At 72.9% G+C, this 21,865-nt stretch carries 20 protein-coding genes; 9 read left to right on the top strand and 11 right to left on the bottom strand.

The features are described 5' to 3' along the window. Window positions 1-10: 10 nt before the first annotated feature. The 8 genes from ACU436_RS06725 to ACU436_RS06690 all read right to left on the bottom strand — a co-directional run bounded on the left by ACU436_RS06725 (window position 11) and on the right by ACU436_RS06690 (window position 7,301). Window positions 11-601 carry a hypothetical protein gene (locus ACU436_RS06725; RefSeq protein WP_459022768.1) on the bottom strand — a complete coding sequence of 197 codons (591 nt, stop codon included), beginning with the start codon at window positions 599-601 and terminating at the stop codon, window positions 11-13. A 55-nt stretch (window positions 602-656) separates the two neighbouring features. Continuing rightward, window positions 657-1,157 (bottom strand): 2'-5' RNA ligase family protein, encoded by a 501-nt coding sequence (locus tag ACU436_RS06720; protein WP_459024270.1) that lies wholly within the window; start codon window positions 1,155-1,157, stop codon window positions 657-659. A gap of 32 nt (window positions 1,158-1,189) precedes the next feature. Then, entirely contained in the window at window positions 1,190-2,284 is a 1,095-nt protein-coding gene (locus ACU436_RS06715; RefSeq protein WP_459022766.1) for a Gfo/Idh/MocA family protein, read from the bottom strand. A 70-nt stretch (window positions 2,285-2,354) separates the two neighbouring features. Next, a complete protein-coding gene (locus ACU436_RS06710) occupies window positions 2,355-3,119 on the bottom strand; it encodes a ThuA domain-containing protein (protein WP_459022764.1) in 765 nt (254 codons plus the stop codon). Between the two features lie 18 nt (window positions 3,120-3,137). Then, a complete protein-coding gene (locus ACU436_RS06705) occupies window positions 3,138-3,953 on the bottom strand; it encodes a carbohydrate ABC transporter permease (protein WP_459022762.1) in 816 nt (271 codons plus the stop codon). A 7-nt stretch (window positions 3,954-3,960) separates the two neighbouring features. Further along, the gene (locus tag ACU436_RS06700) at window positions 3,961-4,899 is read right to left on the bottom strand and encodes a carbohydrate ABC transporter permease (protein ID WP_459024268.1); all 939 of its coding nucleotides are present in this window, start codon (window positions 4,897-4,899) and stop codon (window positions 3,961-3,963) included. A gap of 91 nt (window positions 4,900-4,990) precedes the next feature. Then, window positions 4,991-6,217, bottom strand: a complete 1,227-nt coding sequence (locus ACU436_RS06695) for a sugar ABC transporter substrate-binding protein (RefSeq protein ID WP_459022761.1) — start codon at window positions 6,215-6,217, stop codon at window positions 4,991-4,993. Window positions 6,218-6,284: 67 nt separating this feature from the next. Beyond that, complete coding sequence (locus tag ACU436_RS06690) at window positions 6,285-7,301, bottom strand: LacI family DNA-binding transcriptional regulator (RefSeq protein WP_459022759.1); 1,017 nt, start codon at window positions 7,299-7,301, stop codon at window positions 6,285-6,287. A 162-nt stretch (window positions 7,302-7,463) separates the two neighbouring features. Here ACU436_RS06690 and ACU436_RS06685 point away from each other — a divergent pair, with 162 nt between their 5' ends. The 3 genes from ACU436_RS06685 to ACU436_RS06675 all read left to right on the top strand — a co-directional run bounded on the left by ACU436_RS06685 (window position 7,464) and on the right by ACU436_RS06675 (window position 10,164). Further along, window positions 7,464-7,742 (top strand): hypothetical protein, encoded by a 279-nt coding sequence (locus ACU436_RS06685; RefSeq protein ID WP_459022757.1) that lies wholly within the window; start codon window positions 7,464-7,466, stop codon window positions 7,740-7,742. Window positions 7,743-7,801: 59 nt separating this feature from the next. Continuing rightward, window positions 7,802-8,812, top strand: coding sequence for a LacI family DNA-binding transcriptional regulator (locus tag ACU436_RS06680; RefSeq protein ID WP_459022755.1), 1,011 nt, complete (start codon window positions 7,802-7,804; stop codon window positions 8,810-8,812). Window positions 8,813-8,892: 80 nt separating this feature from the next. After that, a complete protein-coding gene (locus tag ACU436_RS06675; RefSeq protein ID WP_459022753.1) occupies window positions 8,893-10,164 on the top strand; it encodes an ABC transporter substrate-binding protein in 1,272 nt (423 codons plus the stop codon). Window positions 10,165-10,262: 98 nt separating this feature from the next. Here the strand turns inward: ACU436_RS06675 and ACU436_RS06670 are convergent, their stop codons facing one another. Continuing rightward, window positions 10,263-11,378 (bottom strand): malate/lactate/ureidoglycolate dehydrogenase, encoded by a 1,116-nt coding sequence (locus ACU436_RS06670; RefSeq protein ID WP_459022751.1) that lies wholly within the window; start codon window positions 11,376-11,378, stop codon window positions 10,263-10,265. Between the two features lie 91 nt (window positions 11,379-11,469). On the opposite strand from ACU436_RS06670, the gene ACU436_RS06665 reads away from it, so the two are divergent. Genes ACU436_RS06665 through ACU436_RS06650 form a run of 4 tightly spaced genes read left to right on the top strand, consistent with a single transcriptional unit; the run spans window position 11,470 to window position 16,975 of the window. Next, window positions 11,470-12,141: a TetR/AcrR family transcriptional regulator gene (locus ACU436_RS06665; protein ID WP_459022749.1), complete on the top strand. Its 672-nt coding sequence runs from the start codon at window positions 11,470-11,472 to the stop codon at window positions 12,139-12,141. Next, window positions 12,135-13,868 carry an ABC transporter ATP-binding protein gene (locus tag ACU436_RS06660; protein WP_459022748.1) on the top strand — a complete coding sequence of 578 codons (1,734 nt, stop codon included), beginning with the start codon at window positions 12,135-12,137 and terminating at the stop codon, window positions 13,866-13,868. Before ACU436_RS06665 ends, ACU436_RS06660 begins: the two co-directional genes overlap by 7 nt. Continuing rightward, window positions 13,865-15,850, top strand: coding sequence for an ABC transporter ATP-binding protein (locus tag ACU436_RS06655; RefSeq protein ID WP_459022746.1), 1,986 nt, complete (start codon window positions 13,865-13,867; stop codon window positions 15,848-15,850). Before ACU436_RS06660 ends, ACU436_RS06655 begins: the two co-directional genes overlap by 4 nt. 12 nt (window positions 15,851-15,862) lie before the next feature. Then, window positions 15,863-16,975, top strand: coding sequence for an NAD(P)/FAD-dependent oxidoreductase (locus ACU436_RS06650; protein ID WP_459022745.1), 1,113 nt, complete (start codon window positions 15,863-15,865; stop codon window positions 16,973-16,975). Between the two features lie 292 nt (window positions 16,976-17,267). On the opposite strand, the gene ACU436_RS06645 is transcribed toward ACU436_RS06650, so the two are convergent. After that, the gene (locus tag ACU436_RS06645) at window positions 17,268-17,810 is read right to left on the bottom strand and encodes a kinase (protein WP_459022743.1); all 543 of its coding nucleotides are present in this window, start codon (window positions 17,808-17,810) and stop codon (window positions 17,268-17,270) included. A gap of 55 nt (window positions 17,811-17,865) precedes the next feature. Between ACU436_RS06645 and ACU436_RS06640 the strand changes: the two genes are divergently transcribed. Both ACU436_RS06640 and ACU436_RS06635 read left to right on the top strand, forming a co-directional pair. Beyond that, window positions 17,866-19,737: a vWA domain-containing protein gene (locus ACU436_RS06640; protein WP_459022742.1), complete on the top strand. Its 1,872-nt coding sequence runs from the start codon at window positions 17,866-17,868 to the stop codon at window positions 19,735-19,737. A 26-nt stretch (window positions 19,738-19,763) separates the two neighbouring features. Next, complete coding sequence (locus tag ACU436_RS06635) at window positions 19,764-21,236, top strand: flavin-containing monooxygenase (RefSeq protein WP_459022740.1); 1,473 nt, start codon at window positions 19,764-19,766, stop codon at window positions 21,234-21,236. Between the two features lie 9 nt (window positions 21,237-21,245). Here the strand turns inward: ACU436_RS06635 and ACU436_RS06630 are convergent, their stop codons facing one another. Further along, the gene (locus tag ACU436_RS06630; protein ID WP_459022738.1) at window positions 21,246-21,827 is read right to left on the bottom strand and encodes a helix-turn-helix domain-containing protein; all 582 of its coding nucleotides are present in this window, start codon (window positions 21,825-21,827) and stop codon (window positions 21,246-21,248) included. Window positions 21,828-21,865: the final 38 nt, after the last annotated feature.

Below are 21,865 nucleotides of genomic sequence, written 5' to 3'. Positions count from 1 at the left end.
CGCTTCCCCCTCATGACTGTGCGAACGGCGGTGCGAACGGGCTGCCGGCGAGGAACGCCGCCAGGTCCGGGCAGCCCTGGAGCGCGCGTTCGGGCAACGCCGCGATCAGGGCGAGAGCGGCGCGCAGGGCGTGCCCGATGTGGCGCTCGACGTCCGTCGTGGCGGCGGTGCGCAGCCACTGCGGGTCGAGCTCCAGGCCCACGAGCCCACCGGCGCGGATCGTGGCGACCACCAACCGGCCGGGGCTCGCAGCCGTCTCGGTGGCGTGGTGCAACGTGGTGAGCCGGTGCCGGAACTCGCGCAGGTCGCGCCATGCGCGCGACGACGACGCGGTGGCCGGCGGGTGCGGCCGGGCCCGTGCGGGCTCCGCGAACGGGGCCGTCGCCCATGCGGCCAGGCGCGCCGTCGTGGCCGCGGAGAACCCCTGCAGCACCGCCGCGGCCAGGCCTTGCGGGCCGAGCGCGGAGCGCCACCCGTCGTCCAGCACCACCGCCACGTCCCTGGCCGCGCCGTCGAGCTCGACGTGGACCCGGCGTGTGCCGTCCTCGCCGGGGTACCGGCCGTGCGGCCACACCGGTCGTGCGTTCTGCGCCGGTTCCATGCGGCGGACGGTACGAGGCGCGGGCCTGCCACGGGCCCGTTTCGGAAAACTCGGGTCAGGCGCCCGTCAGGGCGAAGGACGCGACGTCGTCCAGCAGCGGACGGCGGGGCGAGGATCGGTCGGCGACGAGCGCGACCTCGCGGGCCGTCCACTCCGCCGCGACGGGGTCGCCGGCGAGCCCCGCCGGGACGCGTCCCCTGGCGAGCACGACGTCGCCCCGGAACGGCTGCGGATGCGTCACCGGCACGATGCCGGTCGTCGCGTCGAACACGGCGGCGGCGAGGTCGTCGAGCCCGGACACCGGGGCGCCGAGCCACTGGCCGCCGAGCCTGCGGGTGGCCGGGCCGAGCGCGCAGCGCACCGCCGGCGCACCGGTCAGCTCGTCGGCCAGCGCGGTGACGAGCGGGTCGACGAGGTGCCCCGGCACGTGCCCGAGCGGGCGCAGCTTCACGACCCACTGCTCGGGCACGGACCAGATGACACCCGCCACGGGCTCCCGCCGCACCGTGCCGAGTACCTCGACGACCTCGGCGGGCGGCCGGATGGCCACGAACATCCGCACCCGGGTCAGGTTAGGGCAACGGTGCGTCAGCGGGCGGCGGTGAGAACCCCGCGCACCGACGGCCACGACGCCAGTGCGTCCCGGACGTCGGGGTTCGCCTCCCGGCGCAGCGCCTCGGCGTGGGCGGCGGCCAGCACGTCGTCGATCAGTACCCGACGGCCGGTGTCCGCCGAGCGGACCGCGGCCTCGACCATCGCGAGGCTCAGTACGTTCTCGTGCACCTCGCCCATCGGGGGCGCACCGGTGCGCAGGGCATCGGTGAAGACGAGCAGCGCACCCTCGATCCCGGAGAACGCCGACGCCGTGTGCGGCGCCGGGTCGCCCTCGGCATCGAGCACCGGGTCGTGGTCGCCGTCCCAGTGGGCCGAGCCCTTCTCCGCGGAGAGGCGCCACTCGCCGTTCCAGGACGTCTGCCGGCCCGGGCTGCACCAGCTGCCCACGTAGGTGTAGCGGACGCCGCCGGTCATCTCGAACACCGCGCTGGCCGCCGCGTCGCCCGCGAACCAGCTCCACGGCGGGTTGTGCGACTCGCAGTACGCCGCGACCGGCTCGGCCCCGAGCACGAACCGGGCCGAGTCGAACGGGTGGATCGCCATGTCGACGAGCAGTGGGTGGGCCATCTCCTCCCGGAACCCGGGGAAGTGCGGGGCCCGGAAGAACTCGGTGGTGAGCGAGCCCGGCGCGCCCAGGTCCTCGGCCATGGCCCGCAGCTCGAACAGGTGCGGGTTCCACCGCCGCGACTGGCTCACCATGAACAGCCGCCCGGTCACCTCCGAGGCCGCCGCGAGCGAGAGCGCCTCGGCGACGGTCGGGGCGACCGGCTTCTCGCCCAGCACGTCGAGCCCGGCGTGCAGGGCCGCGGTCGTGACGGGGTGGTGGGCCTCCGGCACGGTCGCGTTCACCACGGCGCGGGCGCCGGTGGCCGCGGCGAGCGCGACGGCGTCGGTGCCGGTGGGCACCGGCCGGCCGAGCGCGGCCGCGGCGGCCTCGGCCGTGGCCGGGTCGATGTCGGCGATCCCGGCCAGCTCCACCTCCGGGGCCGCCTCGATCGTGTCGCGCCAGGCCCGCCCCATGAGGCCGGCCCCGACGAGCACCACCCGCAGGGGGTCGTTGATCGTCATCGCACGGCCTCGCTGCGCTCGGCCGACAATGACTCTGAAGCGCTGTGACATGATTCGCTCGCAAGCTCGCTCATCCGAGCGGCCCCGAGTAGCCGGCGCCCTTGAAGAACTCGCCGGTCTCGTAGCGCAGCAGCACGGGCGCGGTGCGCTCCGGACGGTCCGTCCGGGCCCACCTGGTGCCGTTGGCGATCACCCGCCGGACGTCCTTGTGGTGGTAGGTCGGGTAGTCCTGGTCGCCGGGGCGGAAGTAGAAGATCTTGCCGTGGCCGCGGCGGAACGTGCAGCCGCTGCGGAACGCCTCCCCGCCGGAGAACGTGCTGATGAAGATCAGCTCGTCGGGGGCTGGGATGTCGAAGAACTCCCCGTACATCTCGTCCTCCTCGATCTCCAGGGGGTGCGGCACACCCTCCGCGATCGGGTGGGTGGGGTCGACGGTCCAGATCAGCTCGCGGTCGTGCTCGCTGCGCCAGCGCAGCGTGCAGCTGGTGCCCATGAGCTTGGTGAAGATCTTCGACCAGTGCCCGGAGTGCAGCACCACGAGCCCCATGCCCGACAGCACGTGGCGGTGCACGCGCTCCACCACCTCGTCGGCCACCTCGCCGTGCGCGGCGTGGCCCCACCAGACGAGCACGTCGGTGTCCTGCAGCGACTCCTCGGTGAGCCCGTGCTCGGGGTCGTCGAGGGTCACGGTGCGCACGACCGCGTCGGCACCCAGGTTCTCCCGGATGCCGTCGGCGATCGTCTCGTGCATGCCGTCGGGGTAGATCTTGCGGACGTGCTCCTCGATCTTCTCGTGGCGGTTCTCGCCCCAGACGGTCACGCGGAGGGGAGTCACTTCAGGGGGTCCTTTCGGTCATTTCACGGCGCCGCTGGCGACGCCGGCGGCGACGAAACGCTGGGCCACCAGCAGCAGCACCACCGCGGGGATGGAGGCGAGCACGGCGGTGGCCATCACCGAGCTCCATTCGGTCACGCCGTTCGTCCCGATGTACTGGTAGATGCCCAGCGTCACCGGCCGCACCGTGTCGGTGGTGGTCAGCGTGAGCGCGAACAGGAAGTCGCTCCACGTGAACAGGAACGTGAAGAGCGCCGCCGTCACCAGCGCGTTGCGGCTCATCGGCACGACGATCGAGACGAACGCGCGGATCTGCCCCGCCCCGTCGACCCTGGCCGCCTCGATGACCTCGCCCGGGATCGCCAGCAGGTACGCCCGCATGATCAGGATGGCGAACGGGATGCCGTGCGTGGAGTCGGCGAGGATCAGGCCCGGGATCGAGTTGAGCAGTCCCAGGTCGCTGTAGGCGCTGTAGAGCGCGTTGGCGACGACGATGCCGGGGATCATCTGGCTGATCAGGATCCCGAACAGCACCACGCCCGCGCCGCGCACCCGGAACTGCGCCAGCGCGTACGCCGCGGGCGTGGCGACGAGCAGGCTGAACAGCACGCTGCCCGCGGAGACCACGATGCTGGTGAGCAGGTGGCCGCCCTGGTCGCGCAGCGCACTGGCGTAGCCGTCGAAGGACAGCTCCAGCGGGATCCACGGGGTCGCGACGGCCCCTCCGCTCGGCTGCAGCGAGACGTTGAGCATCCAGTACAGCGGGAACAGCATCACGGCGAGGATCAGCACGCCGGTCACGGTGCTGCCCCAGCCGCGTGGGCGGGTGTTCATCGGCGCCTCACCGGGCCTGTGCGCGCCGGTTGGCGCGCAGGTAGAGCAGGGCGAACACCAGGGAGATGATGATGAGCACGTTGCCCATCGCCGCACCCTCGCCGAACCGGAACTCCCGGAACGACAGGTGGTAGGCCTGCGTGGCGATCGTCTGCGTCGCGTTGGCCGGGCCGCCGCCGGTGAGCCCGAGGATGATGTCCAGCACCTTGATCGTGTAGACGACCCCGAGCACCAGCACCACGTTCACCACCGGGCGCAGCAGCGGCCACGTCACGTGCCGGAACGCGCGCCAGCCGGTGGCCCCGTCCAGGGCCGCCGCCTCGTACAGCTCCGGCGGCACGTCCTGCAGCCCGCCGTAGAGGATCGTGGTGTTGAACGGGATCCCGATCCAGATGTTGACGCCGATCACCGTGATCAGTGCCAGCGAGGTGGTGGTGAGCCAGCCCGGGTCGTCGGCGATGCCGAGCGCGCCGAGGAAGCGGTTGAGCGCGCCGTTGTCCTCGTCGAGGATCCAGCGCCACACCGCCCCGGAGACGATCAGCGGGATCAGCCACGGCAGCAGCAGGAGCGAGCGCAGCAGGCCGGAGAGCGGGAACCGCCGGTGGAAGAACAGCGCGATCCCGAGCCCGATGACGAACTGCCCCGCGATCGACCCGACGGTGAACAGCACCGTGTTGAGCAGCGCCGTGCCGAACAGGCCCGACGACAGTACTGCCGTGTAGTTGTCCAGCCCGACCCACGGCGCCTCGCCCGTGTAGAACGTGCGGGTCGTGTACTCCTGGAAACCCATCAGGGCGTTCTGGACCACCGGGTAGCCGAAGAAGAGCACGAGGTAGACCACGGCGGGCACGAGGAACCCCAGCTGCAGCAGCCGTTCGCGCCCCCGCGGCGACCACCACCCCCCGGCCGGGCCCCGCGGCGGAGCGGGTGCGGCGTCCGTGGGCAGCGGCCGGCTCGGCGCGCCCGGGGGATGGAAGCCGGCGGAGCTTGCGGAGCCGGCGGGGCGGGTGAATGCAGCGCCCGCCGGCCCGGCCGGCTCAGCCATTCTGGGCCTGCTGCAGGGCCTGCAGCGGCGGGGCGCCGCCGGTGATCGCCGTCTGGATCGCGGTGTAGATGCGGGTGGCCGCGGCCGGCCACTCGGAGCCGAGCTTGCCCGTGCGCGACCGCGCGGTCTGGACGATCTCGGTGAACGCCGCCATCCGCGGCACCTCGGACACGAACCGGTCGCGCAGCGCCGTCTTCGTCGGCACGGTGGTGCGCTCGGTGGCCAGCGCGATCTGGTTGTCGTCGGTGTTCAGGCAGGCGACGACCTCGGCGGCCTTCGCCTGGCGGGCCGGGTCACCGGTCTGCGGGATCGTCCAGGTCTCGCCGCCGAGCGGGGCCACGACGGTCCCGCCCGCCGCCGGCACCGGGATCGGCACGACCTCGTAGTTGAGGCCCTCGACCTTGTCCAGAGCCGGGAACTGCCACGGCCCGTTCACCATCATCGCGGCGTTGCCCGCGGCGAACTGGTCCTTCACGTCGCCCTGGCCCCAGTTGACCACCGACCGCGACGCCGACCCCGAGTTCACCAGGTCGACCCACAGCTGCAGCGCCTCCGCGGTCTCCGGGCTCGCGATGTCGGTCTCGTCGCCGCCGTTGGTCCACATGAACGGCAGGAACTGCCAGGCGCCCTCGTAGTCGGCGGTCGCGGAGAAGGCGACGCCGTAGCGCTCGCCCTGGGTGAGCGCCGCCGCGGCGGTCTTGAGCTCGTCCCAGGTCTTGGGTGGCGTGATGCCGGCCTGGCTGAGCATGTCGACGTTGTAGAACAGGCCGATCGAGTTCGTGACCGGCTGCAGCCCGTAGACCTCGCCCTCGAACGTCGAGGCGTCGCGGACGCCCTGCTGGAGGCCGTCGGCGGAGAGCCCGAAGTCGCTGATCGGGGCGAGCGCGCCGGTCTCGGCGATCTGCTGGAGGTCGGGGTTGTCGAGCATGAGGACGTCCGGCAGCGTCTTGGAGGAGGCCTGCTGCAGCACCTTCGCGATGAGCTGCGGGCCGGGTACCGCCTCGCGTTCGATCGTCACGCCTGCCTGCCGGCCGCACTCGTCGAGCTTCTGCGCGTAGACGGTGTTGTCCGGCTCGTTGTCGTAGTAGTCGAGCACCCGGAGCGAGGTGACGTCACCGCCGCCTCCGCCGCCACTGCCCCCGCAGGCGGTGAGCCCGAGCGCGGCCGCCGCAACCAGCGCGGGGAGGGCGGTCCGTAGCGAAGCTCCTCGTCGAGCCATGTCCGGTCCTCTCGGTCGATACGTATCGATAGCGGGCGTGCGGTGGCCGCGGGGTGCGTGACCGCGGTCAGGGGGCGGGCAGGGTGGTGTTCCGGCGGGTGAGCCGGGGAGCGATCAGCTCGACGTGCTCGGTGGGACGTTCCCCGCCCCGGTCGAGCAGGCCGAAGAGGATCTGCATCGCGCGCCGCGAGACGTCCCGCGGCTCGAGCGAGACGTTGGTGAGGGCCGGCGTGCTGGCCTCGGCCGTGGCGTCGGTGCACAGGCCGACCAGCGAGACGTCCCGGCCCGGGACGACATCCCGGTCGAGCAGGGCCTGTAGCACCGGCTGGACCGCCGGCGAGTTCGGGACGACGAGGCCGGGCCGGTCGCCACCCCGGGCGAGCGCGTCCCGCACCGCGTCCTCGGCCCCCGTCCGGTCCGGCGGGACCGGGCTCACGAGCTCCACGCCGATGCCGTGCGCCTCGGCCGCCGCGGCGGCGCCCTGCTGGAACCGGCGCACGTAGTTGATGTCGCGCTCGACCACGTCGGGAGGGTGGCCGATCACCACGACCCGGTCGTGCCCGGCAGCCGCCAGCTCGTTCACGGCCAGCCGTCCGGCCTCGGCGAAGTCGACGTCCACGCAGTGCAACCCGGCGCCGTCGTCCGGAACGCCGATGATGATCACCGGTACCGAGAGCGCCGCGGCCACCGGGATCCGGGCGTCGTCGGCCTCGATGTCCATCATCACGATCGCGTCGCAGAGCGAGCGCCCGGCGAGCCGGGTGAGCCCCGCCGACCCCTCGTCGGCCGTGACGAGCAGGACGTCGTGGTCCTCGGCGCGCGCACAGCCCGCGATCGTCTCGATGAACGGCAGCAGGCCCGTGGTGTCCGCACCCGGCCGGAACCGGACGACGAGCCCGATGACCTGGGTGCGCTGGCTGGCCAGGGCCCTGGCCCCGGCGTTGGGCTGGTAGGTGAGCTGCTCGATGGCCTCCAGCACGCGCCTGCGGGTCTCGGTCGAGATCGACCGGCGACCGCTCATCACGTAGGAGACGGTGCTCTGCGAGACCCCCGCGACCCGGGCGACGTCCCGGCTGGTGACCACGGCGTCCCCCTTTCCGGGAAGAGGAGTCGATACGCATCGACAGTGCGCGTGACCGTAGCCACCCGGACGTGTGAACGCAACTGTCGGGTCCGCGCCGAATGGCGGTGTCCCGCCGTCACCCGAGGACGATCTACTGGCTGCCCGAGGAACGCGAGGTTGCGCATGACGACACCGAACGTGGATCCCAACGCCATCCCCGACGGCGCGGCCGGGGCACCGGGCCAACCCACCGCGGAGCTGCAGGCGCACCCGCCGGTCTGGGACTCCCACCCGGAGCACCACAAGTGGGAGTACGTGCAGGAGATGGGTGGCTGGGTGCACAACTTCGACCCGGAGACGCTCTGCACATCGGTCGGCGCGATCCCGTACCAGCCGACGTTCGGCTACCCACCGCCGCACCCCCGCTGCCGGGTGGGCGCCTGCAGCTGCGGGGCCGGGTAGCCGCACCCGGTGGCAGACTCGGTCGATCACACGGGGCCCGACGACCGGGGGTGCCAGCAGTGGCCGCGACGATGCGCGACGTCGCCCGCCGGGCGGGGGTCTCGGTCAAGACCGTGTCGAACGTGGTCAACGACTTCCCCTACGTGAGCGGGCCCACCCGCACGCGCGTGCTGGCCGCGATCGCCGAGCTCGGCTACCGGATGAACTTCTCCGCGCGCAACCTGAGCCTCGGCCGCACCGGGATGCTCACGCTCGCGGTGCCGGACCTGCGGCTGCCCTACTTCGCGGAGCTGGCGGCCGCCGTGATGGGCGCCGCCGCCGAACGCGGGTACACGGTGCTGATCGAGCAGACCGAGGGTGTGCGGGAGCGCGAGCTGGGAGTGCTCACCAGCGACCGGCGCCGCATGACGGACGGGCTGATCTTCTCCCCGATCGGGCTGCGGCCGGCCGACGGGGCGCAGCTGGACGTGGGCTACCCGGTGGTCCTGCTCGGCGAGCGGGCGCTGCACCCGGGCGTCCCGCACGTCGCGATGGCCAACGAGGACGGGGCCCGCGCCGTGGCCGAGCACCTGCTGGCGGCCGGCCGCCGCCGGATCGCCGTCGTCGGCTCGTTCGACGAGCCGGGGCCGAGCGCGGGCTCGATGCGGACCCGCGGGCTGCTCGACACCCTCGCCGCCGGCGTCGCGCACGACCCGGCGCTCGTCGGTGCCGCCCTCGACTGGACCCGTGCCGCGGGCGCCGCGGCCATGCGTCGGGTCCTGGACCGCGGCGTGGGGATCGATGCCGTCTTCGGCCTCAACGACGTGCTCGCGCTCGGCGCCATGCGCGTGCTGTACGAGCGCGGCCTGCGCGTGCCGGGGGACGTCGCGGTGGCCGGGTTCGACGACATCGAGGACGCCCGCTTCTCCCGCCCGAGCCTCACCACGGTGGAGCCGGGGCGGGCGGAGATCGCCGCGAGCGCCGTCGCGCTGCTGGTGGAGCGGCTCACCGGGGACGGCCCCGCGCCCTGTCCCGCGGCCTCGGTGGTGGCGGGCTTCCGGCTGCACGTGCGGGAGTCGACGGCGGGGTGATCCGTTGACCGGCATCCGCGGTTGTGCTGTTCTTACACCGGTGTAAACGCCGCGACGACGGGGCGAGGGAGTCGACGAACATGCGGATCCGGCTGGTGGCGGTCCTGCTCGGAGCGGCACTCGTCGCCGCAGGCTGCGGGGCGGCCCCCGACGACGGCCCGGTGACGATCCGGTTCTCCTGGTGGGGCAACGACGAGCGGGCGCGGATCACGAACCAGGCCGTCGACGCCTTCGAGGCCGCCAACCCCGGCATCACCGTCGAGACCGAGTCGATCGACTTCAACTCCTACTTCGACCGGCTCGCCACCTCCGTCGCCGGGAGTGACGAGCCGGACGTCATCACGATGGGCGGCGCGTACCCGCGCGAGTACGCCGACCGCGGCGTGCTCCTCGACCTCGCGCAGGTGTCGCAGCAGCTCGACCTCTCCGCGCTCGACGAGCACGCGATGGCGGGCGGGAACTTCGAGGGCACCCAGTACGCCGTGCCGACCGGCGTGAACACCTACGGGCTCGTCGTGAACCCGGCGCTGTTCGAGGCCGCCGGGGTGCCGCTGCCCGACGACGACACGTGGAGCTGGGAGGACCTCGCCCGGACCGCCACGGAGATCTCGGCGCGCAGCCCGGAGGGCACGTTCGGTGTGGAGGACCCGACGAGCCCGGACGTCCTCGACCTCTACGCCAACCAGCTCACCGGCGAGGGCCTCTACACGGCCGAGGGCACGATCGCCCTGCAACAGCAGGTCGCCCAACGCTGGTGGGAGCTCACCACCGGGCTCATGGCGAGCGGCGCTGCGCCGCCGGCGAGCCTCACCGCCGAGCTCGAGGGGCAGCCGGCTCCGGAGCAGACGTTGATCGGGCAGGGCCGGGCGGCGATGAAGTTCGGCTGGTCGAACCTGCTCTCGGCCTACCGGCAGGCCTCCGGCGCCGACCTGGTCATGCTCCGCGCACCCGGTGAGACCACGGCCGAGGGGCCGGGCATGTGGCTGCAGGCCTCACAGCTCTACACGATCAGCCGGCGCAGCGAGCACCCGCAGGAGGCCGCCCGTCTGATCGACTTCCTGATCTCGGACCCGCGGGCCGCCGACTTCATCAAGGCCGACCGGGGCATCCCGGCCAACCCGGAGATCCGGACGCACCTCGAGGGCGGGCTCGACGAGAGCCGCAAGGTGGAGTTCGCCTTCGTCGACCGGATGAGCGGGCTCGTCGACGGGCACTTCGTGATCGGCCCGAGCGGCTCCACCGAGACCCTCGGGATCGTCACCCGGCTCAACGACGCCGTGCTCTTCGGCCAGCTCCCACCGGCCCAGGCGGCGGAACAGCTGGTGACGGAGATGACGGCTGCGGTCTCCTGACGGCCCGGCGGGGCCGGCGCGCGATTGCAGCCCAAACGCACTTCCCCGGGGCTTTGCTGCAATGGGGGTGGCCTGCCCTCACCGGCCGGCGATCCTCGTCAGGCGGGGGTGCTCACGCCGAGCCCCTCCGCCGTCCGCACGATCGCCGACCACGTGCCCACCGGGAGCGGGACGCCGCCTGCGAGGCGGGTCTCGCGGTTGGCCGCCTCCGGGGCGCCGGGGGCCAGTACCGGCGCGGCCGGGTCGATCGGGCGTGCGCCGAGCACCCAGTCCAGGTACTCGCGGGCGATCCGCTCGAACTCGGCCTGCGTGCCGAAGTGGGCGGGGGAGAGGTAGATCGACAGCATCCCGTTGGTGATGCCCTTGCGCGGGCCGTCGAGCGGGCCGGCGCACCCGCCTGCGGTGAACGCGCCGGCGAGCAGCTCGCACATCAGGGCGAGCCCCGATCCCTTGTGGTCACCGAACGCGCGGATCGCACCCTCCCCGCCGCCGGGGGTGCGCAGGTCCGCGGGGCCGTAGTCGCCGTACAGGACGTGCGGGTCGGCGGACGTCTCGCCGTCCGGCGCGATCAGCGCGTCGGGGGGCAGCGGCCTGCCGCCGTACGAGGCGACCTGCACCTTGCCCTCGGCCACCAGCGACGTGGCGAAGTCCAGTACCAGGGGCCGGTCGGGTAGCGGCAGGCCCACCGCGAACGGGGCGGTGGAGAACCGCCGCTCGGTGGCCCCGAACGGCGCCACCAGCGGCGACTTGCTCACGTTGACGAAATGGATCGAGACGAGGCCCGCGGCGAGCGCGGTCTCCGCGTAGGCGCCGACCCGGCCGATGTGGCCCGAGTTGCGCATCGCGACGACGCAGGTGCCGTTCGCCTGCGCCCGCTCCACCCCCAGCGCCACGGCCTGGGTGGCGATCGTCTGACCGAATCCCCTGTTCCCGTCCAGCACGACGAACGCGCCGCCGTCCGTCACGACCTGCGCCGACTGCCCGGCCAGGACGTAGCCCTGGCGCAGCCAGTCGACGTAGAGCGGTACGCGGACGACGCCGTGGCTGTCGTGCCCCGCGAGGTTGGCCCCCAGCAGCTCCCGCGCGATCAGCCGGGCCTCCTCCGCGCCGCAGCCCGCGGCCGCGAAGATCGCGTTCACCGTGGACTCCAGCTCGTCGGCGGCGATGAGGTGGATGTCGGACGTCCCTGTCGTGCTCGTCTCGCTTCTCGTCACCCGCCCAGCATGACCGACCGGACGGGCCGGGAACGACCTTGCGGGCCAACCGAGTTGGATAGTGAGTGCTCGCTCATTTAATCTCGCTCCCATGGCCCCCTCGAACCGCCGAGCCAGGCGCATGGCACCCGCGGAGCGCCGCGCGGCGATCATCGAGGCCGCGCGGCCGCTCGTGGTGCGGTACGGATCCGCGGTGACCACCCGCCGGATCGCCGAGGCCTGCGGCATCGCCGAGGGCACGATCTTCCGGGTCTTCGCCGACAAGGACTCGGTGGTGCAGGCCGTCGTCACCGAGGTCTTCGACCCGGCGCCGACGCTGCGCGCGCTGGCCGCCGTCGACCGCGCCCTCCCGCTGCGGGAGCGGCTCGTCGCGGCCACCGCGGTGCTGCAGGAGCGGCTGTCGCAGGTGTTCGGCCTGCTCGACGCGCTCGGCTGGATCAGGCCCCCCGAGCCGGAGGAGGCCTGCCGCCGGCCGACGCCGCCCGCGGCGATAAATGACGCGCTCCGGGCCGCGATGGTCGATATCGTCGGCCCGGACGAGCGCCTGCTGCGGGTCCCGGCCCCCGAACTGGCCCACGTGCTGCGGCTGCTCATCTTCTCCGGCACCCATCCGCTGATCTCCGACGGACGCCCGCTCACCCCGGAGCAGATCGTCTCGATCGTGCTCGACGGGCTGTGCTCACCCACCCCGCCGGCTCCGCAAGCTCCGCCGGCCTCCATCCCCCGGGCACGCCCCGCCACCCACAAGGACGACCGATGCTGATCCGACTGCTGCGCGCACACCTGCGCGACTACTCCAGACCGTTGCTCGCGGTGGTCGCGCTGCAGTTCGCGGGCACGATGGCCTCGCTCTACCTGCCGAGCCTCAACGCCGACATCATCGACCGGGGTATCGCCCGCGGCGACACCGGCTACATCATGTCGGTCGGCGGGTGGATGCTGCTGGTCACGCTCGTGCAGATCGTCTGCTCGGTCGTCGCGGTGTACCTGGGCGCCCGCACGGCGATGGGCTTCGGACGCGACGTCCGCGCGGCCCTGTTCCACCGGGTCGGTGAGTTCTCCGTCCGCGAGGTGAACCGCTTCGGCGCACCGTCGCTGATCACCCGCGGCACCAACGACGTGCAACAGGTGCAGATGCTCGTGCTGATGTCCTGCACGATGCTGGTCACCGCGCCGATCATGTGCTTCGGCGGCGTGGTCATGGCGCTGCAGGAGGACACGCACCTGTCGTGGCTGATGCTCGTGTGCGTCCCGGTGCTGATCGCCGCGGTCGGCTCCGTGATCCTGCGCATGGTGCCGAGCTTCCGCGTGATGCAGACCCGGATCGACCAGGTCAACCGCATCCTGCGGGAACAGATCACCGGGATCCGCGTCGTACGGGCCTTCGTGCGCGAGCCGCAGGAGACCGGCCGGTTCGAGACCGCGAACGCCGACCTCACGGCCGTCGCCACGCACGTCGGTCGGCTGATGGCCACGGCCTTCCCGATCGTGATGCTCGTGCTGAACCTGTCGAGCGTCGCCGTGATGTGGTTCGGCGCCGAGCGCATCGACGCGGGTCAGATGGAGATCGGCGCGCTCACGGCGTTCCTGGCCTACCTGATCCAGATCCTGATGGCGGTCATGATGGCCACCTTCATGTCGATGATGATCCCGCGTGCCGCCGTCTGCGCGGAGCGGATCGTCGAGGTGCTCGACACGACGTCGTCGGTGGCCCCGCCCGCCGAGCCGGTCACGCCGACCGCGCCCACCGGCGCGCTCGAACTGCGGGCCGCCGGGTTCACCTACCCCGGCGCCGACGCCCCGGTGCTGCACGACGTCACCCTCACCGCCACACCGGGCACCACCACGGCGATCGTCGGCAGTACCGGTGCGGGCAAGACCACGCTGCTCGGGCTCGTGCCCCGGCTCTTCGACGCCACGAGCGGGCACGTGCGCGTGGACGGCGTCGACGTGCGCGACCTGGAGCCGGAGTACCTGTGGAGCCGGGTCGGCATCGTGCCGCAGAAGCCGTACCTGTTCACCGGCACGGTGGCGAGCAACCTGCGCTACGGCAACCCGGACGCCACCGACGACGAGCTGTGGGCCGCGCTCGAGGTGGCCCAGGCGGCCGACTTCGTGCGGGCCATGCCCGACGGCCTCGCCGCCCCGATCGCGCAGGGCGGCACCAACGTCTCGGGCGGGCAGCGCCAGCGCCTCGCGATCGCCCGCGTGCTGGTCCGGCGGCCCCAGATCTACCTCTTCGACGACTCGTTCTCGGCGCTCGACCTCGCCACCGACGCCCGGCTGCGCGCGGCGCTGGCGCCGGTCACCGCCACGGCCACCGTGGTGGTCGTGGCGCAGCGGGTGGCCAGCATCCGCGACGCCGACCAGATCATCGTGCTCGAGGACGGCCTCGTGGTCGGCATCGGCGATCACCACGAGCTGGTGGCGACCTGCCCGACCTACGCCGAGATCGTCGCGTCCCAGTTCACCCCGGAGGAAGTCGCATGACCCGCCCGAAGCCGCCCGCCGCGGACACCAACCGCGCCGCGCGCGAGATGACCGCCGCCCGGCGCGGCGGTCCGCCGTGGGCCGGCATGGGCATGCCGGCGGAGCGGTCGCTCGCCTTCGGCCCGTCGGCTCGCAGGCTGTTGGGCCGGCTCACCCCCGAACGCCTCGGTGTGGTGGCGGTCGTCGCCCTCGGCGTGGTCAGCGTGACGCTCACGTCGATCGGCCCGTTCGTGCTCGGCCGGGCCACTGACGTGATCTTCGCCGGGGTGATCGGCCGCAGGCTGGAGCCCGGTGCGTCCGTGGAGGAGGCCGCCGCGGAGGCCAGGGCGGCGGGCGACGACACCTACGCCAACGTGATCGAGGGCGCGGGCGTCGTGCCGGGGCAGGGCATCGACTTCGGCCTGCTCGGCCAGGTGTTGACGGCGGTCGTGGCGATCTACGCCGTAGCGTCGCTCTTCGGCTGGCTGCAGGGCTACCTGCTCAACGGCGTCGTCCAGCGCACGATCTTCGCGCTGCGCCGCGACGTCGAGGACAAGATCAACCGGCTGCCGCTGAGCTACTTCGACCGCCAGCCGCGCGGCGAGCTGCTCAGCCGCGTCACCAACGACATCGACAACGTCTCCCAGAGCCTGCAGCAGACGCTCTCCCAGCTGCTCACCTCGCTGCTCACGGTCGTCGGCGTCGTCCTGATGATGGTGTTGATCTCCCCGCTGCTCGCGCTGATCGCGCTCGTGTCGATCCCGTTGTCGCTGCTGGTCACGAACGCGATCACGAAGCGCTCGCAGAAGCAGTTCGTGGCGCAGTGGCGCCACACCGGCGAGCTCAACGCGCACATCGAGGAGGCGTTCACCGGCCACGAGCTGGTGCGCGTGTTCGGGCGCCGCCCCGAGGTGGAGGCCGACTTCGCGGCCAAGAACGAGCGCCTCTACGGCGCGAGCTACCGGGCGCAGTTCATCTCCGGGATCATCATGCCGTCGATGATGTTCATCGGGAACCTGAACTACGTGCTCGTGGCCGTCGTCGGCGGGCTGCGCGTGGCGTCGGGCGCGATGAGCCTCGGCGAAGTGCAGGCGTTCATCCAGTACTCCCGCCAGTTCACCCAGCCGCTGACCCAGATCGCCTCGATGATCAACCTGCTGCAGTCCGGTGTGGCCTCGGCGGAGCGGGTGTTCGAGCTGCTCGACGCCGAGGAGCAGACGTCCGACCCGGCCCGGCCCGCCGTGCCGGAGACCCGCAGCGGCCGCGTGGTGTTCGAGGACGTCTCGTTCCGCTACGAGCCGGACCAGCCGCTGATCGAGCACCTCTCGCTCGTGGCGGAGCCGGGGCAGACGATCGCGATCGTCGGCCCCACCGGGGCCGGCAAGACCACGCTCGTCAACCTGATCATGCGGTTCTACGAGCTCGACTCCGGCCGCATCACGCTCGACGGCGCCGACATCGCCGCTCTTGCCCGGGGCACGCTGCGCGCAGGCGTGGGCATGGTGCTGCAGGACACGTGGCTCTTCGGCGGCACGATCCGCGACAACATCGGCTACGGGAACCCGGCGGCCACCGAGGACGAGATCGTGGCCGCGGCCCGGGCCACCTACGTCGACCGGTTCGTGCGCAGCCTGCCCGGCGGCTACGACACGGTGATCGACGACGAGGGCTCGAACGTGAGCGCGGGGGAGAAGCAGCTGATCACGATCGCGCGGGCGTTCCTCGCCGACCCGACGCTGCTCATCCTCGACGAGGCCACCAGTTCGGTGGACACCCGCACCGAGCTGCTCGTGCAGCGGGCGATGGCCGCGCTGCGCACAGACCGCACCAGCTTCGTGATCGCCCACCGCCTGTCGACGATCCGCGACGCCGACCTGATCCTGGTGATGGAGTCCGGACGGATCGTGGAGCAGGGCACCCACGAGGAGCTGGTGGCAGGAGGAGGCGCGTACGCAGCTCTCTACGAGAGCCAGTTCGCCGGAGCGGTGGCGTCCCCCGACTGAGATCATGTTCTCGTGCGCATCGTTGTGGTGGGGTCCGGTATCGCGGGGGCCGCTGCGGCTCACCAGCTCGCGCGGCGCGGGGTTGACGTCGTGGTGGTGGACGACGCGCGGCCCGGGGTGGCGACGGCCGCGGGCGCCGGGATCGTCTCGCCGTGGGCCGCGGCCGACGAGGCGCTGTTCGCCCTCGCGGGCGCCGCGGCGCGGTACTACCCCGAGCTGGTGGCGGCGCTGGCCGAGGACACCGACGAGCCCACGTCCTACGCGGTTGTCGGCGGCCTCGTCGTCGGCCGGGACGAGGGCGCGCTGCGGGAGGTCCACCGGCGCGTCGCGGCGCGGGCGGCGGGGCATCCGGCCGCCGGCGAGGCGACGCTCCTCGACACGGCGCAGGCCCGCGCGCTGTTCCCGCCGCTCCACCCGGGGCTGCGGGCCGTGCACGTCAGCGGGGGAGCCCGGGTCGACGGCCGGCAGGTGCGGGCGAGCCTGCTGGACGCGGCCCGGCGACGCGGGGCCGAGCTGCGCACCGGCACGGCCGTCCTGACCGTCGACGGCGTGCGGGTGGACGACGAGACGATCGGTGCCGACGCCGTGGTCGTCGCAGCGGGGGCGTGGAGCGGTGAGCTCGTGGCCGCCCTCGGGGCGGAGCTGCCCGTCGCCCCGCAGCGCGGGCAGATCACCCACCTGGAGGTGGCCGAGGACACCTCCAGGTGGCCCGTGGTGTCGCCGCTGGAGAGCGGCCACTACCTGCTCGCGTTCCCGGGCGGACGGGTGGTGGTCGGCGCCACCAGGGAGACCGGGTCCGGCTTCGACCACCGGGTCACCGCGGCGGGCCAGCTGGAGGTGCTGGAGCAGGCGCTCGCGGTCGCGCCCGGCCTGCGGGACGCGACCCTGCTGGAGACCCGCGTCGGGTTCCGCCCTGCCACACCGGACGGGCTTCCCCTGCTCGGCCCGCTCCCCGGCCACCCCCGGGTGGTGCTGGCCACCGGGTTCGGCCCGACCGGCCTGACCATGGCCCCGCTCGCCGGGGCGCTGGTGGCCGACGTGGTGCTGGGCGAGGCGCCGGGCATCGACGTGCGCCCCTACGACCCGGCCCGTTTCGACCCGACGAACGGCGCGTTCGTCGGCTAGGTGAGCCGGCCGGACTTCGTGATCCGGAGCTCAGGCCCATGATCCGCGCCGGTCGGTACATGATCAGGAAGTGGTGTCGGGGCGTCGGATCTGTCGCTACGGCACCACTGCCGGCTGGTTGTCCACACGAACGGCGTAGACACCAGCGGTTTTCGATCTTGTCGGGAGCCCGCTCAGGTCTACGTCGAGCGTGTGGATGAAATGCTCGGGGTCGCGGAACGCGGGCGGGGGCCCGCGGCACCCCCCGCCCAGCAAGATCACGTCCATCCCGCGGGCTCGCCGGTGCTGGGGCTCAGCCGAGGATGCGCGTCGCCGGGGGCACGCCGTTCAGCTCGGCCGCCACCGATTCGATCGTCTCCACCAGCGTGAGCGCCTGGTCGAGGATCCGCTCCCCCTCGATCCCGAGCAGGTCGCCGGGCTGGAACCACCCGCGCATCTCGGCCTCCCCGAACTCGGCGGCCTGCGGGCGCGTCGCGTGCCGGCGCAGCGTCTCCTCCCAGGGGACGTCGAGGTAGAAGACGGTGGTGCGGCCGCGATGCGCCCGGCACAGGTCGGTCAGCATCGCGCCGTAGCGCGCCCGGGCGAGGATGCCTTCGAGCACGACGTGGTAGCCGTGGTCGAGCGCGAAGCGGACCGTCTGCGCGATCAGGGCCGGCGTGATGCCCCCGTCGACGTCACGTTCCCGGAGCACGGTCCGGCGCAGGTAGTCCTGCTCGACGAGCGCGCAGCCCCGCCCGTAGCCGAGCCGGACGGCCCGCGCCACCGTCGTCTTCCCCGATCCGGAGTTGCCGCGCACTATGATCAGCCGAGTCCGGTTCGTCCCCGTAGGGGTCACGGCGGACACCGGCCGAGCATCTCACCCCGGAGGCGGGATGCAAGACTCCGCCGTCGTGAGCAGTCGTCTGATGATCCGGGTCCTCGGCGCGCTCGGCGTCCTGCTGTGCGTGGTGATCACTCCAGGCGTCGCGAACGCCCAGGAGCCGGGGGCCGAGCTCGCGCCGACGATGGTCGTGCTCGACGCGTCCGGGTCCATGACGGGCGCGGACCCGGCCGGTGGCACCAAGATGGATGCCGCGAAGCAGGCCGTGCACACCTTCCTCGACGCCGCGCCGGACGCCGCGCCCGTCGGCCTCGCCGCCTACGGCACGGCCACGGGCAACTCCGACGCCGAGCGCGCGCAGGGCTGCCAGGACGTCACGGTCGTGAGCCCGGTGGGGCCGCTGGACCGTGCGGGCCTCGGCGCCGCCGTCGACCGGCTCACGCCGCGCGGGTACACGCCGATCGGGCGTTCGCTGCAGGTCGCGGCGCAGGAGCTGCCGCAGGAGGGGCCGCGCTCGATCGTCCTCGTCTCCGACGGCGTGGACACGTGCGCGCCGCCGCCGCCCTGCGAGGTCGTGCGCACGCTCGCCGGTCAGGGCGTCGACCTGGTCGTGCACGCCGTCGGGTTCGGCGTCGACGACGCGGCGCGCGCCGAGCTCAGCTGCATCGCCCAGGCCACCGGCGGCACGTACACCGACGCCCCGGACGCCGACGCCCTGCAACGGGTGCTCCCGCGGGTGACCGCGTCGGCGCTGCGCAACTACCAGCCGGCCGGCACCCCGATCACCGGCGCCCCCACCGTGCAGGCCGCGCCCGTCGCCGAGCCGGGCCAGCACCTGGACACGATCGGCCAGCACGAGAAGCGCTACTACTCGGTGGACGTCCCGGAGGGCGCCACCGCCTACTTCAGCGCCACCGTGTCGTTCCCCCGGCTGTCCGGCGTCAGCATCACCGAGGACTTCAACACGCTGCAGCTGCGGACCTACGGCGAGGCCGGCGAGGACTGCCACGAGTTCGAGACGGAGCAGGCAGGCGATTCCAGCTCCGGCGAGGCGTTGACCGTCGCCACGACCTGGACGGGCGCCACCGAGCCCAGGAAGGGCAGCGGGAGCCGTGACCGGTGTCGCGGCGCCGGTCGGTACACGTTCGAGCTCACCTGGGACACGGTGTCGGCCGGCGTGCCGGAGCGGCTGCCGGTCGAGCTGCTCGTCGGGGTGGAGCCGTCGGTGGCCGACGCCGGCCCGGTGGCCGTCCTCCCGGCGCCCGCCTTCGTCGAGCCGCAGGGCCCGTCCCGGCCGGTCGTCGGCGGTGGCTCGTTCAACGTGGCAGCCGCGTTGGACGGCTCCGGGACCTACACCGACACCGTGCAGCGCGGGGAGTTCGTGTTCTACCGGGTGCAGCTGGACTGGGGTCAGGGGCTCGCCTACCGCGTCCGGTTCGGGGAGACCCCCGGCCGCGGCCTCGACAACCTGTCCCCCATCTCGACCACGGTGTACGCGCCGTCGCGCGAGGAGATCGACACGGACTCCCTCGTCTACAACGGCTCCTCCTTCGTGCTGCCCAGCAACGAGCCCGCGATCACCACCGCGCACGTGCGCTACAACAACCGCACGGCCGACGACAACGACGTGCGGACGCAGAGCGTCGCGGGCAGCTACTACATCGCCGTGCAGATCGGCCCCACCGCGGAGGACCCCGAAGCCGCCGTCCCCGTGCCGATCCAGCTCGACGTGAGCGTCGCGGGCGACCCGGAGCCGGGCCCCCGGTACGCGCAGGCCGCCCCGGCGTTCGGGGAGCGGGCTCCGGCCGAGGCGCCGAAGGCGCAGGCCCCGGCGGTCAAGACCGTGACCGGGCCGGCGGGCTGGGTGGCGCTCGGGGTCGGCGCACTGATCGTGATCGGGCTCGTCGTCGCGTTCGTCGCGTGGCGCCGACGTGGGGCATGATGCGGGAGGTTGATCCGGTCAGGGGGATGCCCGTGGAACACCTCGATGTGCTCGTCGTCGGCGCCGGCATCTCCGGGATCGACGCCGCCTACCGCCTGCAGACCGAGCACCCGCACCGCAGCTACGCGATCCTCGAGGCACGCGGCTCGATCGGCGGCACGTGGGACCTCTTCCGCTTCCCCGGGATCCGGTCGGACTCCGACATGTTCACGCTCGGCTTCCCGTTCCGCCCGTGGCGGGCGGCCACGGCGATCGCCGACGGCGACTCGATCCTCGCGTACCTGCGGGAGACGGCGGCGGAGTTCGGCATCGACCGGCGCATCCGCTTCGGCAGGCGGGTCACGGCGGCGGCGTGGTCGAGCCCCGACCAGCTTTGGACGGTCGACGTCGAGGCCGCCGACGGCACCACGGAGCAGTACACGTGTGACTTCCTGTTCCTCGGCACCGGCTACTACCGCTACGACCGCGGCTACGTCCCCGAGCTCCCCGGGATCGACGCGTACCGGGGCACGGTGGTGCACCCGCAGCACTGGCCGCAGGACCTCGACTGCACGGGCGAGCGCGTGGTCGTGATCGGCAGCGGCGCCACCGCCGTCACGCTGGTGCCGGCGCTCGCCGAACGGGGCGCGCAGGTCACGATGCTGCAGCGCTCGCCGAGCTACGTCATCGCGCTGCCGGGCACCGACGAGCTGGTCAACCGGTTGCCCCGGTGGGCACACCGGCTGATCCGCTGGAAGAACCTGCTCGTGACCGCGGCGTTCTACGAGCTCGCGCAGCGTGCGCCCGGGGTGGCGAAGCGGGTGCTGCGCGCGGGGCTCGAGCGCCAGATCCCCGACCGCGGCGTCATCGACCGCGACTTCACGCCCCGCTACGAGCCGTGGGACCAGCGCCTGTGCGTCGTGCCGGACGGCGACATGTTCCGCGCTATGCGCTCGGGCCGCGCCGACGTCGTCACCGACACCATCGCCGGCTTCACCGAGGGCGGGATCCGCCTTGCGTCCGGCCGCGAGCTGCCGGCCGACGTCGTCGTCACGGCCACGGGGCTTTCGCTGCAGGTCGGCGGGGGTATCCGGATCTCCGTGGACGGCACGGAGGTCGACCCGGGCCGCACCGTCGTCTACCGCGGCTGCCTGCTCTCCGGGGTGCCGAACCTCGCGATCTGCATCGGCTACGTCAACGCCTCCTGGACGTTGCGGGCCGACCTGACCGCGCGCTACGTCTGCCGGTTGCTCGCCCACATGGACGCCCACGGCTACCGCACGGCCACGCCCGAGTTCACCGGTGCCGTCGCCGCCCGCCCGCTGCTCGCCCTCACCTCCGGCTACGTGCGGCGGGCATTGGACGTGCTGCCGAAACAGGGCAGGTCGGCGCCGTGGGTACTGCGCCAGAGCTACCCGGTCGACATGCTGAGCACCCGGTTCGGGGACGTCAGCCGCGACATGGTGTTCACGGCCCGGTCGAGGGTCGCGGTCGACGCCGTGACCCCCGACCCACGCTGAGCCCCGGGCTCAGCGGCGGGAGCGGGCGCGTACGTGCATGCGCTCGCCCTGGCGGCCGAAGAGGCTGAGGATCTCGACCGGGCCGCGGCCGACGCTGCCGAACCAGTGCGGCACCCGGGTGTCGAACTCCGCTGCCTCGCCGGGGCCGAGGGTGAGGTCGTGATCGGACAGCCGGAGCCGCAGGTGCCCGGACAGGACGTAGAGCCACTCGTACCCGTCGTGCGTCAGCAGGCGCGGTTCGTGCTGGGTGGCCGGGATCGTGAGCTTGAACGCCTGCAGCGGGCCGGGCCGGCGGGTCAGGGGGAGCACGGTGCGCCCGTCCACCCGGCGAGGGTTGGTGTGGACGCGGGGGTCGTCCACCCGGAGCGCCCCGATCAGCTCGTCGACCGGCACCTGTAGCGCCACGGCGATCGGCAGGAGCAGCTCGAGGCTCGGCCGCCGCCCGCCGGACTCGAGCCGGGAGAGCGTGCTCTTGGAGATGCCGGTGGCCTCGGCGAGGGCGGTGAGGGTGGTGTCGCGCTGGGTCCGCAGCTGGCGCACCCGCGGCCCGACCTCGGCGAGGGCGCCCCTGATCGTCGGTGAGTCCTGCACGGTGCCATCGAACGCGTCCGTCCCGGAATCGGCAACGA

It is taken from the genome of Pseudonocardia wallangbongensis, from assembly GCF_054486945.1.
This window is presented reverse-complemented; position numbering and strand designations above follow the sequence as displayed.

Bases quoted from the DNA above. Each gene is read 5' to 3' on its own strand.
- ACU436_RS06720 (WP_459024270.1), bottom strand. From the start codon at position 1,157: ATGTTCGTGGCCATCCGGCCGCCCGCCGAGGTCGTCGAGGTACTCGGC.
- ACU436_RS06635 (WP_459022740.1), top strand. From the start codon at position 19,764: ATGCCCGTGGAACACCTCGATGTGCTCGTCGTCGGCGCCGGCATCTCC.
- ACU436_RS06655 (WP_459022746.1), top strand. From the start codon at position 13,865: ATGACCCGCCCGAAGCCGCCCGCCGCGGACACCAACCGCGCCGCGCGC.
- ACU436_RS06725 (WP_459022768.1), bottom strand. From the start codon at position 601: ATGGAACCGGCGCAGAACGCACGACCGGTGTGGCCGCACGGCCGGTAC.
- ACU436_RS06675 (WP_459022753.1), top strand. From the start codon at position 8,893: ATGCGGATCCGGCTGGTGGCGGTCCTGCTCGGAGCGGCACTCGTCGCC.
- ACU436_RS06685 (WP_459022757.1), top strand. From the start codon at position 7,464: ATGACGACACCGAACGTGGATCCCAACGCCATCCCCGACGGCGCGGCC.
- ACU436_RS06660 (WP_459022748.1), top strand. From the start codon at position 12,135: ATGCTGATCCGACTGCTGCGCGCACACCTGCGCGACTACTCCAGACCG.
- ACU436_RS06695 (WP_459022761.1), bottom strand. From the start codon at position 6,217: ATGGCTCGACGAGGAGCTTCGCTACGGACCGCCCTCCCCGCGCTGGTT.
- ACU436_RS06705 (WP_459022762.1), bottom strand. From the start codon at position 3,953: ATGAACACCCGCCCACGCGGCTGGGGCAGCACCGTGACCGGCGTGCTG.
- ACU436_RS06665 (WP_459022749.1), top strand. From the start codon at position 11,470: ATGGCCCCCTCGAACCGCCGAGCCAGGCGCATGGCACCCGCGGAGCGC.
- ACU436_RS06715 (WP_459022766.1), bottom strand. From the start codon at position 2,284: ATGACGATCAACGACCCCCTGCGGGTGGTGCTCGTCGGGGCCGGCCTC.